A 12559-nucleotide genomic window follows, 5' to 3' on the forward strand; every position below is an offset into this window, starting at 1 on the left:
TATATGATTCGTTTGCAGTCCATATTAATCTTTCTCATGGTTGGACTGATTACTGCTGGTTGTGGAAATCGCACAGAATTAAATGATCTGGGCATCGCAACAGCAACAGGATTTGACCGGAAAAACGGAAAGTGGATCATTACCTATCAGATTATTGTACCACCAGCGAGCAGTTCAATTGGGTCGTCGTCTGGTGGATCTCAATCCCCCGTGAACACATTTTCATCAGAAGGCAAAACGATTCGGGAAGCTGTTGCCCAAAGCAGCGTCAAGAATCCCAAAAGATTATATTTTGCACATACCAATGTCGTTCTGATTGGTGAAGAAGCGGCAAGATATGGGATTGCTGAGATCATGGATCACTATTATCGAAATATTGGTTCCAGGGAATCTGCCAAGCTTATTATTGCAGATGGTCAGGCAAGAGAATATCTCGAAAAATTGATTCCTCCAGAGAAACAGCCTGGCCGTGCTTTATCTGAGATTTTGGAACGGAATAATGAGAAAGGGTCGTACTATCCCGTGATGAACATACACGAGGTTGGTCTGAAGATCACTTCAGACAGTGGATCTGCCGGGATTCCTGGTGTTACAACAGATACACTGGGCGATAACAAACAAAGTTCAATTGATATTTTTAAGGAGACATCAATACCCGGGAATTTAAGACTTCAAGGGTTAAGTGTATTTCTCAAAGATAAAAAGATCGGGATGTTGAACCAAAAAGAAAGTATGGGTATCACCTGGCTGACAGACAGGGTGAACTGGACTAACTTGACCTATACAGGCGCAAAGGGGGAGGTTAACTCTTTTCTTGTGCGTAAAGCAAAAGTTAAGGTCTTTCCTGTGAAAAAGGGCCTTCATTACGCTGTCCAGGTAGATGCAAAGGTCGACGCTGAGTTGGATGAGAGCACATCAGGAGAGGATATAATAAGTAAACATACCATCCATGAATTGCAGCGACAGGCTGAACAAGTCATTAAAGCACAGATTTTGGCCGGGTGGCGAGGGAACCAACGGCTTCATGTCGATATGTTGGGGATCGCGAACAAAATACATCAAAGACATCCCAAAGAGTGGAAAGTTCTAAAAGACAACTGGTCTAGTGAATTGGCACAGATGGATATTAACATAAATGTAAACGTAACTTTGGAACGAGTAGGTCTGCTTCAAGATTCTTTCAGCAAGATGCTTGGCGAACAGAAAGACTAACACCAAGGAGAGGTTCAATCATGAAATTGGCTAGGGAGCTTCGCGTATCCGAATTGGCTGTTTGTCTTTCCTTATTTGAAGTTGGCAGTACAACCTTGTTTCTGATAGGTGGAGATGCCAAACAGGATGCATGGTTAGCCATGCTCGCCGGGGCTGCTGGTGGTTTGGTGTTACTACTCCTGCATCTGGCTATTCATCATCAAGAACCTGAATTGGATTTGTTTCTACTGTGTCACCGCTATATGGGGAAAATATTAGGGACAATCGTAAGCCTTTCATTTGTAGGTTATTTTGCTTATGAAGCTTCACGAAATCTACGTGACATCAGTGAAGTCACTGAATTGACCCTACTAAACAGAACGTCGATGTGGATCATCAGCATGATCACCATTATCGTTGTATCCAACACCGTACGATATGGATATCGTGTACTGTTTCTCATGTGTATGATTCTGTTTCCACTCATGGCACTAGGCTATACATTAATCAGCTTTTTAATCCCAACGACAGGTCTTTTTCACTCCGATCTGGCCTTGCCTGTGATGGAGAATGGGTGGAAGCCGATTTTTCAAGCTGCTTTTCCGGAGATCGTATCCTTTCCATTTGGGCAGGTTGTCTTATTCCTGGTCTTTTATCCCTATGCTCGGAAAGGCAGGAATCTTAATAGAGCGGTGATCATCGCCTATATCCTAACGGCTCTCGCTTTAACATTTATCAATCAACTTGTCATTTTTGTCTTGGGTTCTCAGATTGCTGCCTATAGTACACTCCCGCTTTTGGAGACAGTACAATTAATCAATTTGACTGAAGTGTTTGAACGGATGGATGCCTTGTTCACTTTACTCCTATTCCTCGGATTGGGTATTAAAATGGCTGCATTTTTCCATGGAGCCGTGATTGGACTCGAAAGAATAACTGGAGCTAACTATAGGAAATGGGTGTTTCCAGTAGCGCTTATGCTATATGGGTTGTCTTTTTTATCACCGACATTTACAGAACATATTGAGATAGGGCGAGGATTCACGTTGAATTATAGTTCTCCTGTATTTCAGATTTTTTTACCCGTGTTACTATTGGTTGTCATCCTATTGAGAAAGAAAGGTATGCAGAAAAACGAAAAAAACTAGTGGGAAATATGAGTGCAATATGCTCTGGAATCAAAAAACGACTCAGTCGTAAACTGAGTCGTTTTTAAGCGTTAATCATTAATTATCATCCAACAATTTTAACGCTATGTCTGACTTCTGCAAATCGTGTTCAACTTGTTCTTCTATACTATAGGGATGATACATCTCATTTTTGATCATATAGTCTGCGATCTTTTGGTGGGTTTCGATTGCAGTATCCAATTGAGCCTTAAGGACTTTCCGAACTCGGGGGGTTGCAGTTTCGGTAAGAGCTATTGCATAGGTACGTACCGCTGACTTAGCGGAGAGGAGCATATCGGTGGCAATGGACAAATCATCCATGGGAGCAACGGCTTTAACGAGCATTTCTTTCGTTTTGGTTGTAGTCATAAGAGCAACCTCCTTATTTTAATAGGGATTTTAAATCTTCAATAGCTTTGGAAGAGTTATTCAAATCTTCTTCGATTAAGGATTTTAGTGTGTCGTCTTTTACGAGTTCCAGCATCGTTACGGCTTTGGTGGCACACGAAGTTTTGAGGGTTAGCAGTTCATGTACTTCGAGTTTCTCATGTAATGCAAGTTCCTTAGTTGCCATTATTAAGCACCTCCAAGAATTGATTATTCTATTATGTTAGTACCCTGCTATAAAGCGTATAAACAGGATTAATTCGAAATATTTTAAAAAAATAGAAATTTAAACTTTATTTGTCTGTTGATTTCATATCCAGGTCATGGTGAAGTTCTGTGGCAGGGATAACGGGCTCATGTATCTGTCCCTTTGGAACAGGGTTGGAGATATATACATAGTCTCCGCTTCCATCAGGTGCACTTCCTGCAGCCCATAAACCTTCGGCGGATTCAGTTCCCTCGGAGAGATTCCAGAATTCATAGGCTTGCGGCTGTGATTCTTGCTCGGCTTCTGGAGGGAAAGAAGCTGGAACAACGACTCCGTTTTTTTCCTCCAGTTCCTGAATAGCTGCCATCCATTGATACTGGTGATAACGGTCACGTGCTAACATTTTACGGAAAGTAGCCCGTACGCCTTCATCTGTTGTCATATGGTACAGTCTTGCTACCTGAAGGCGACCCTGACTCTCGGCATGCAAATTAGAACGCATGTCCGCAAGCAAGTTACCGCTTGCCACGATATAAGAACCATTCCACGGAACACCGTTTGAGTTGGTTGGTAAGCCACCCAGACCACTGACGAGCAGATGTTGGGGATTGATACCGCCCATAATTGCAGCTGTCACAGGATCCTCTGCGGCTTGTTGTTGTGCCTGAGGAGTAGCACCATCCAGCAACTGACTGATTAATGAGCATAGCATCTCAACATGTCCAATTTCTTCGGTGCCAATATCCATGAGCATATCTTTATATTTCTCTTCACCTCGGCAATTGAATCCCTGAAAAAGGTACTGCATCATGACGGTCATTTCGCCAAATTGTCCTCCCAACACTTCTTGAACCTGACGTGCAAGCATGGGATCGGGACGATCTACTTTAACTTCAAATTGTAACTCTTTCTGATGTCGAAACATATGATTCCCTCCAATAAAGATGTTTTAAATTTCTGAATGAATTCAAAATTTTATTAACCTGATCATTGGAAAGTAAACAGTTAAATAACAAAAAAGACAAAGCAGAAGATTGGGGGCTTCTTCTGCTTTGTCTTTTCGATTCACTACAACATATTGTTAGACGTCTTCTGAACTCTATTCTGAATCCGGTCTTTTAACTTGAAGCGGTGGGGGAATAAGCCAACCTTTTTCTTTGTTCATTTGTAGAATTCGGAGGCCTAGAGCTGTTTTGGTCGCATGATATTTAGCAAATAACGCGCCAATATCTTCTCTGATCGATTGCCCAATCGTTTGGCTTGCAGCAACCAGACCCATGGATGTATCGGCTGTTATTTTTGCAGCAATCTCGGGATCTGTGAATCTTGCGCCAGCCGGGATATCCTCAAACTCTACATGTGGTCTTTCCGGCAGTGTTGGTGCAGGGGCAATACCATTTTCAGTCAATAGTGTATCGCATTCTTTAATTTCCAGTTTGGCTTGGTCCAGCAGATCTTCCAAGATTTTCTTTAAATCTTTATCTCCTGCATGACTCATATAAGCTTGATAGCAAGATACAGCGCCTTTGGCTATTGTGGAACATTGCCATACACTAAAGATTTCACCATAATGCATCGGCTCGTTCTTGGGGTTGCCACTTAGAATACCCATGATTTGATTTCCCTCCAGTATGTTAATTTACCACCAACTTATGATCACCTGTATTCTATAAAATTATGCACTGAACAGGGAATGGAGGATGCTATATAAATTAACATCATAATTATTATGTAAACCAAGACAAATATAAACTATTTTATCTTGTTATTCAAAAAGGAAAAAACCAGCAGAACAGGTCTGCTGGTAGGGTTGCAACGTGTATTTTTAGACTGGAAAAAGTGGGTTCCCATTCATCCCGATCCATAATTCTGACTTTTCAAGCTGTCCAGCCAGATGTAATAACCAATCTTCGCGTCCCTTGGTTGCCATCACCTGAACACCCATTGGCAAACCTTCTGGTGTCATATGCAAAGGCACACTTATCGCAGGCTGGCCTGTTAAATTCGCAAGCTGGGTGAACGGAGTATACGTAAGACTTGGCTCAAACATTTCATAGATGAGTTGTTGCTGCTGGGTCTTGTCCAACTCACTAATTCGCATCAGATTACGGATCTGTTCATCATGAGGTGTTAATTCTCCAATCTTAGGCGCAGGAAAAGCATTAACGGGTGTGACGTAGAAGTCATAACGCTCAAACAAGGTAGACATCTGAGCTGCAGCTACATCCCATTCAGCTAAGCTATGTACAAATTCCGCGGCGGACACCTTTTTGCCAGCTTCAGCCAGAACCCAGGATTCAATCTCCATATCATCGGAGGTCAGAGCCCGGCCCATGGAACGTTCCATGGAAGAGATCATCGCGGCCATCTCTCCACTGTTCATCATGTAATAGTTCTCCATCAATCTGACTCCGTTGACTGGACTCAGTTTTTCTTCAACATGATGCCCTTGGTCTTCCAACCAGCGAACGAGTTTGTGTACAGATTCTTTGGCTTCTGCACTGACGGGTGTACCTACAGGTGAATCTGTTGTGTATGCGATTTTCAATTTGCGTTGATGAGGGTAGCTCATATCTGCCAAGTAACTGCCTGGGAATAGTGGTGCATGAAACGCAGCTTCAGGCTGAATGACTTGCAATGTATCGAGCAGGGCGGCACTGTCCCGAACCGAGCGGGATAGGGCAAAATCAATGGATGCGCCTTGCCATTGACGACCAACTCCCGGTCCTACAGGTGTGCGCCCGCGGGTTGGCTTTAATCCAAACAATCCGCTAAAGGAAGCTGGGATACGAATCGAACCTCCTCCGTCACTGGCTCCGGCAAGAGGAACAATACCCGAAGCTACAGCGGCAGCGGCACCACCACTTGAACCACCTGGGGAGTGATTGATATTCCATGGATTGCGAGTTGGACCATGAAGCCGGGGCTCCGTAATATTTTTCAAGCCAAACTCGGGCGTATTCGTATGTCCTATGATGATAAAACCCGCATCACGAAGTCGAGTGACAAAATTGGAATTGCGTAATGCCCGATGCTCGCTGAACAGACGAGAGCCTGAAGTCAGAAATTCACCTTCCAAGGATTGCGAGATATCTTTCAGGAGCAGGGGAACACCGGCAAAAGGTTGTTCTCCAGGGCGAACAAAACCGGCTTCCTCACGTGCGCGATTTTCATATGTACGAATAACCGCATTAAGTTGCGGATTCACTTCTTCAAGGCGTGCAAACGCCGCTTCCAGCATTTCAACCGGGGATACTTCCCGGGATCGGATCAGTTCAGCCAAACCTACGGCGTCGTAGGAGGTATATGAGAATGAAGACATCATGATCGTTCCTCTCTGAATATAATTCATCTGTTTATTCCATATGTCATCGTACCACCGGATTGGATAAAAGACAAAACATAGAAGAGACTTATCGAGTAATGGAAATAAAAAAACCACTGCTCATCTAATTTGATGTGCAATGGTTTTATTTTTATATTTGACTATTTGTTTATATGAGAACCTCGGATATATCCACTTACTCTGTACGCAGCTTCGGTGCCGCATCGGCCGCAGTTGATGATCTTTCCTGCTGTCTGGAAATGGCGAAGAGGGCTACCCAGATCAGGATAAAACCAAGCAGCTGTTCCCATGTAATCAGTGTACGGAAAGCAATCCAGTTCACCAACACACCCGCCATCGGGAAGCTAAGTTCCGCGAGTGTTGCAACAGAGGCTTTGGTTGACGACAGACCTTTGTAATACAACAGAAGACTTAGCAAACCTGGTAACAATGCCTGACCGAGAATATTGAGGATAACAGCAGTCTGTTCACCCGTTCCGGATGGAAACGTCCATGCTGCACCTTCGTTCCACGTCATAAAGATCAGGAGCGGGAGAGCAACGACAAAGCGCAGGGAGGTGACCGTTTCATAACGCGCCTGCCCCAGCATCAATCGGCCCATAACGGTTGAACCTCCCCATAAGGCAGCAGCCCCAAGGGATAACAAGCTTCCAGCATGAATCCAGTTGTCCCAGTTACCTAATGGCATTGTGAAGCCAAATGTAAGCAGGTAGGTTCCTGCTAATGCAATGAAGAACAATCCACCGAAGCGCCGTGGTAACGTTTCTTTCAATAACAGTTTAGCCAGCACGATAGCGAAGAGCGGTTGCATTTTTTGCAATAAAAGCACCGTATTCGGATCGTTATGTGTAAGCGCCATGGTGAACAATACCGTTGCGAGTGCTGATCCTCCCCATGAAATAAAAATCACGGCTATCCAGTGGCGAGCGCGCAGGTTCTTCAGGTCAGACCGGAATTTCCACAGCACGGGAATGGCAATAAGACTGACGATGATATGTTCCACCAGTACAATCTGCGTGGATGTCATCGTGTTTAGCAAAATAATGCGGAAGAGTGGGTCGACACCCCATAAGGCGGCGCCGAGAACTACAAGCCAGAATCCGGTATTACTTCGTTCCTTGCGGTAAACAGGTGATGCTGCTGATGCCTTTTCCATATTCAGGACTCCTTCGTCAGAACACGGAATCTTCAGTTGGCAAAATCGACAAAAGCCCCCGTTTTGGTATATACCAAATAAACGGGGGCTCATCCAAGGACATGCGTCAGGAAAGAGGCCTTCCCGTGAACGGCATGTCAATGTGTTGATCTTCTCTCATCCGGACTGTACCGTCGGCCTTGGATTCACACCAAGTCAGTCGCTAAATGTCCTTTGTTAAGAACAAATAGCGAGTCGCGGGCTGGTTCCGAAGAACATCACCGCCGGTTGGGAATTGCACCCTACCCCGAAGATCCTATTCAATTATATAGTGGGTTGAACAAGCTGTAACATTAATAATTTCATCTTATTCCTGTAAGCGCTAGCAGTTCAAGCATTTTTTTAGAAAACGATTTTCCAGCTTCCTTGTTGTCTGCGAAGAAGCACGATCTGACCTGCGTGATACGCATCATGGAGTACCCAGCGAGCTAGTTCGTGTGCCCATTTCTCTTCGGATTCCATATATGCGGCTTCAAGATCTGACTCTTGTAGCGCAGCCAATTGATCTCGCAACTGCTGGGCTAATCGATTTGTACCCTGTAGCAGTGTATTCCATCCAGTTGCGTCCGTTGCATCTCCAGGATTCCCAAATGTGTATTCATTGGAGTCTACAGCAGGAAGCGTAGGCTCCTTACCTTGCATGCGACATAATAAGCGATGGTTGTAATAATACATATGGTTAACCAACTGCCAGATGCTTAATCCCCCTGAGGGTGGAATCCAGGCTGCTTGTTCTGCTGTAAGACCCTCCAAGGATTTCGACAAAGGTACAATCCAATTACATTGATCCCACGTATCATCCTTTTGAATAAGTAACACATCTAGTGCTGTTGTTTTTGTCATTGCCTTTTCCTCCTTGCGTATAATTGTGATTTGTGATGTAACTAGCTAAAACTTATTATTGAGATTACACTTAATATAACACATCAAAGATAAATTGTAACCTTCTTTATTTACTTAGATGGTTACATGAACGGAGGTATATATGGACAGACTTTGGACCGATTTTGTAAACAGCGATTATCATGATTGGCGTGGGGGAGATCGATCGGAGGACAGGCTCGGTAAGGCGAACTGGCAGCAAGAATTTTTGGATCGATGGCAACTCCAGGCTTCTGTACCTGCATCTCCAGAAGATGAGTTATCGATGAGAAATTTCAGGAATGATTTGTTGGCCCTTGGAGCCCGCTTGTCTTCTGGAGCATCATTAACGGATAAAGAAAAACAATGGTTGAATGGTGTTATGGAAGCAGGACATGTGAGAAGAACATTGACTATAATTGATCAGGGATTGAAACTCCAACTAATAGCTGTAGAAGCTCACTGGCAACAGGTTATGGCTGAGGTAGCTGCTGATTTTGCTTTGACTCTGGTGGAGGGAGAAGGGGGAAGGATTCGGATCTGTGATAATTCGGATTGTCGCTGGATGTTCTATGATGATACCCGAAGCAGAACACAGAAGTACTGTGATGATAAGATGTGCGGGAACTTGATGAAAGTCAGAAGATTTCGAGCGAAACGAAAAACCCAAAATTGATAAATATTAACATTAACTATATAATGTATATATACTAGCGAAAAAACAGTCAGAAGCCGTTCGGATTCGTATGCAGGATATGTTCGTCTTTCAAACCAATAAGATGGGAGATGTGTCTTGTGCGGACAAGTTATCTGTTGAAAAATGGCTGCGTGTTGTCGATGGATGCTCGAATTGGACAGTATAAAAGGGCGGACGTCCTGATCCAGGATTCACTGATCACGGCGGTCCAGCCCGACCTGGATATTCCGGATGTGGAGGTCATCGATGCTTCATCCATGATTATTATGCCTGGGCTGGTGGATACACATCGGCATATGTGGGAATCACTGGTCAAAACAGCGGGAACCAATTGGTCATTGCCTGTTTATTTGCAGAATCTCTATTATGGTGCGATGGGAAGTAAGCTCCGCCCACAGGATAGTTATATTGCTAACCTGCTCGGTTCCTTGGAAGCGCTTAATGCAGGTGTTACGACAGTGTTGGATTGGAGTATGCCATATTCCCCTGACCATACGGATGAACTGATTCGTGGTCTTCAGGATGCGGGGATTCGGGCAGTATTTGCTCACGGAGTGCCTGGTGAGACGAACTACTGGAACCGGGATAGTCAACTGACATATTCAAATGATGTGCGAAGAGTCAAAGAACGTTATTTTTCATCACGGGATCAATTGCTTACTTATGGGCTTGCCATTCGTGGTCCAGAGTTCAGTCATTGGGATACAACCGTAAAAGAGATCGAGCTGGCCCAAGAACTGGATGCCATCTGTTCCATGCACGCCGGATTTGGCAGCTGGGGATCGGTAGATCGCTCAATTAGTCACATGTATGAAGCGGGGTTGTTAAGTCCTCGAGTAAATATTGTTCATGGTAACACCATGGGGATGGATGAATATAAAATGTTGGCGGATAGCGGTGCTTCCCTGTCGGTCACACCTGAGGTTGAAATGATGATGGGGCATGGATACCCGGCCACCGGCTATTTTCTTGAACATGGTGGAACCCCTACACTTGGTGTAGATGTTGTAACGTCCACAGGCGGAGATATGTTCTCGCAGATGAAGTTTGCACTTCAGGCTGAGCGATCCAGAGCCAACGAAGAACTTCTGCAGCAGGGTGAGATGCCAGGTGAATTAAACTTGCAGTCCAGCCAAGTACTTAGATTTGCAACTTCGGCTGGTGCACAAGCATTGGGATTAGAGCAGAAGGTCGGTACGTTGACCCCGGGAAAGGAAGCAGATCTGATCATGATTCGTACTACTGATCTGAATCTGTTCCCCGTCCATGATCCAATCGGCGCTGTCGTGCAATTTGCCAATCCATCCAATGTGGATACGGTCTTTGTGGCAGGTAGACTCGTGAAGCGAGAGGGTAAGCTGTTGCATGTTGATTTGGATGCGATTCGTCATGCAGCGATGCAAAGTCAAGAATATTTGTTATCCCAATACCGGATGTCGGACGCGGAGAGAATTGCTTTTTCCTGATTCGCTTTTTCATATAAGCTAAGAAATATTTAACTCGTATTTTCATATACACCTCAAGCTGTATAAAGAGGAAAGGAAGAGCCATATCATGTGATGTGGCTCTTTTACATGCTAGCATATCGTCGAATTAGACAGGATAACGGAGGAAGGGACAGCGGAAAAAGACGAAAAAAGCTCTCATTCTTGCAACTTCAGATAACAAAGTATTAAAGTGCATAATTTATGAAATTAGGGCTTGTAAAAACTGCGCATAATATAAATTATACGCAGTTTTGTTTTAAATCCATTTTCATATTCATCCACGTGCAACATATCATGATAATTTTCGCGGAAAAAGAACAAAATATGTGATCTCCAAAAATAAATTTAACCAAGCAACGCGATAACGTGTAGAATTCGATAGGTTTTTATAGGTGATCGATAAGATAGAACAAATGACTTTTTCATAGAACAGATGAGAAGCCATCCAATCTCTGCTACATCCATAGCACATTTCAAGATTTATGATGAGAGGAACATGACTATGCGTGAGAACGAACATCGATCTTCATTATTTCGTAAAAAACCAATTGCCTCAGCGGGTGATAACAGCAGTGCATTGAAAAGGGCGCTCGGTCCGTTGGACTTAACCACACTTGGCGTAGGAGCTATTATTGGTACCGGGATTTTTGTGCTGACCGGTGTAGCTGCCGCAACGTATGCTGGCCCGGGCCTTGTACTGTCATTTTTGCTGGCAGGTATCATATGTGCATTCGCAGCATTATGTTACTCGGAATTTGCCTCAAGCATACCGGCATCGGGTAGTGCGTACACGTATAGTTATACGGCTTTTGGCGAAGTGATTGCATGGATTCTGGGATGGGATCTGATATTGGAGTATGGATTCGCAAGTGCGGCGGTAGCCAGCGGGTGGTCGGGATATTTCCAGACGTTATTGTCCGGATTCGGATTGGAGTTACCCCATGCGCTTACGAGTGCGTTCAGCCCGGAAAAGGGAACCTATTTTGACATCACAGCTGCGGTCATTACGTTAATTATCACTTTCCTCCTTACCCGAGGGGTGAAGGAAGCTGCTCGTGCGAACGGCATCATGGTAGCGATTAAAATTATCGTGGTGCTGATCTTCATTGGTGTAGGTGTTTTCTATGTAGAGCCAACCAACTGGCAGCCATTTTTGCCTTTTGGTATCTCAGGTGTAACAGCTGGAGCAGCAACCGTATTCTTTGCTTACATCGGATTTGATGCGGTCTCCACAGCGGCAGAAGAGGTCAAGCGGCCTCAACGGGATTTGCCGATTGGAATTATTGCGTCACTAGCGATCTGTACCGTTCTCTACATTGTTGTATCATTGATTCTCACAGGGATCGTGCCGTATAACATGTTGAATGTAAGTGATCCAGTTGCGTTTGCATTTGAATTTGTTCAATTAAAGGGATTATCCTGGATTGTATCTCTTGGAGCGATTGCGGGGATTACGACGGTATTGCTGGTCATGATGTATGGTCAGACACGTTTGGCTCTATTCCATGTCTCGTGACGGACTACTGTCACCTGTCTTCTCCAAGGTTAGTGGTAAAAGTCAGACACCAGCGGTAGGGACATGGGTTGCAGGCATTATCGTGGCTCTGTTCTCCGGGTTCATCTCGTTGGGACATTTGGCGGAGCTTACGAACATCGGAACATTGTTTGCTTTTGCAGTCGTAAGTCTGGGCATTATTGTGTTGCGTAAAAATATCCCTGATCTCAAACGCGGATTTCGCGTTCCACTTGTGCCACTGATTCCGATTCTGAGTGCCTTGGGTTGTGTATACTTGATGACACGCCTTGCAGCGCTGACATGGATTACGTTTTTTGCTTGGTTGATCATCGGATTGATTATCTACTTTGCGTATGGACGCCATTATAGTCATCTGAATCCGGCACGCCGGATCTCCAGTGTTTTCAGAGCGAAGGATAAATAGATTAGTTGAGAACGTCTTTAACCGAGAACATCTTCATTTTTCCTCATTTCGTATCGCTTAGGCGAAGCGGGATGGGGA

Annotated in this window: 11 protein-coding genes, 1 pseudogene and 1 riboswitch; of the genes and pseudogenes, 5 read left to right on the forward strand and 7 right to left on the reverse strand. The window is 44.5% G+C overall.

Annotated elements, in window-relative coordinates:
• Positions 1 to 3 precede the first annotated feature (3 nt).
• Together QF049_RS05690 and QF049_RS05695 are read left to right on the forward strand one after the other, a co-directional pair.
• The gene (locus QF049_RS05690) at positions 4 to 1212 is read left to right on the forward strand and encodes a Ger(x)C family spore germination protein (protein ID WP_307535546.1); all 1209 of its coding nucleotides are present in this window, start codon (positions 4 to 6) and stop codon (positions 1210 to 1212) included.
• A 20-nt stretch (positions 1213 to 1232) separates the two neighbouring features.
• A complete protein-coding gene (locus QF049_RS05695) occupies positions 1233 to 2339 on the forward strand; it encodes a GerAB/ArcD/ProY family transporter (protein WP_307535548.1) in 1107 nt (368 codons plus the stop codon).
• Between the two features lie 78 nt (positions 2340 to 2417).
• Here QF049_RS05695 and QF049_RS05700 read toward each other — a convergent pair whose 3' ends face one another.
• The 7 genes from QF049_RS05700 to QF049_RS05730 all read right to left on the reverse strand — a co-directional run bounded on the left by QF049_RS05700 (position 2418) and on the right by QF049_RS05730 (position 8339).
• Positions 2418 to 2729, reverse strand: a complete 312-nt coding sequence (locus QF049_RS05700) for a spore coat protein (protein ID WP_307535551.1) — start codon at positions 2727 to 2729, stop codon at positions 2418 to 2420.
• A 13-nt stretch (positions 2730 to 2742) separates the two neighbouring features.
• The gene (locus QF049_RS05705) at positions 2743 to 2934 is read right to left on the reverse strand and encodes a spore coat protein (RefSeq protein ID WP_124115221.1); all 192 of its coding nucleotides are present in this window, start codon (positions 2932 to 2934) and stop codon (positions 2743 to 2745) included.
• Between the two features lie 106 nt (positions 2935 to 3040).
• Entirely contained in the window at positions 3041 to 3880 is an 840-nt protein-coding gene (locus QF049_RS05710) for a manganese catalase (RefSeq protein ID WP_307535554.1), read from the reverse strand.
• Between the two features lie 174 nt (positions 3881 to 4054).
• Positions 4055 to 4567 (reverse strand): DUF3231 family protein, encoded by a 513-nt coding sequence (locus tag QF049_RS05715; RefSeq protein WP_307535556.1) that lies wholly within the window; start codon positions 4565 to 4567, stop codon positions 4055 to 4057.
• Positions 4568 to 4780: 213 nt separating this feature from the next.
• Entirely contained in the window at positions 4781 to 6277 is a 1497-nt protein-coding gene (locus QF049_RS05720) for an amidase (RefSeq protein WP_307543109.1), read from the reverse strand.
• A gap of 199 nt (positions 6278 to 6476) precedes the next feature.
• Entirely contained in the window at positions 6477 to 7457 is a 981-nt protein-coding gene (locus QF049_RS05725) for a DMT family transporter (protein ID WP_307535558.1), read from the reverse strand.
• Between the two features lie 144 nt (positions 7458 to 7601).
• Positions 7602 to 7755, reverse strand: a riboswitch (FMN riboswitch).
• A gap of 83 nt (positions 7756 to 7838) precedes the next feature.
• Complete coding sequence (locus QF049_RS05730) at positions 7839 to 8339, reverse strand: DinB family protein (RefSeq protein ID WP_307535560.1); 501 nt, start codon at positions 8337 to 8339, stop codon at positions 7839 to 7841.
• 142 nt (positions 8340 to 8481) lie between these two features.
• Between QF049_RS05730 and QF049_RS05735 the strand changes: the two genes are divergently transcribed.
• The 3 genes and pseudogenes from QF049_RS05735 (at position 8482) to bcaP (ending at position 12481) form a co-directional block, all read left to right on the forward strand.
• Entirely contained in the window at positions 8482 to 9033 is a 552-nt protein-coding gene (locus QF049_RS05735) for a CGNR zinc finger domain-containing protein (protein ID WP_124115216.1), read from the forward strand.
• Positions 9034 to 9143: 110 nt separating this feature from the next.
• Positions 9144 to 10520 carry an amidohydrolase family protein gene (locus QF049_RS05740; protein WP_307535562.1) on the forward strand — a complete coding sequence of 459 codons (1377 nt, stop codon included), beginning with the start codon at positions 9144 to 9146 and terminating at the stop codon, positions 10518 to 10520.
• A 523-nt stretch (positions 10521 to 11043) separates the two neighbouring features.
• Positions 11044 to 12481 (forward strand): annotated as a pseudogene (gene bcaP / locus QF049_RS05745) (branched-chain amino acid transporter BcaP).
• Positions 12482 to 12559 lie beyond the last annotated feature (78 nt).

It is taken from the genome of Paenibacillus sp. W4I10, assembly GCF_030816325.1.
In the GTDB taxonomy this organism is placed as follows: Bacteria; Bacillota; Bacilli; order Paenibacillales; family Paenibacillaceae; genus Paenibacillus; species Paenibacillus amylolyticus_B.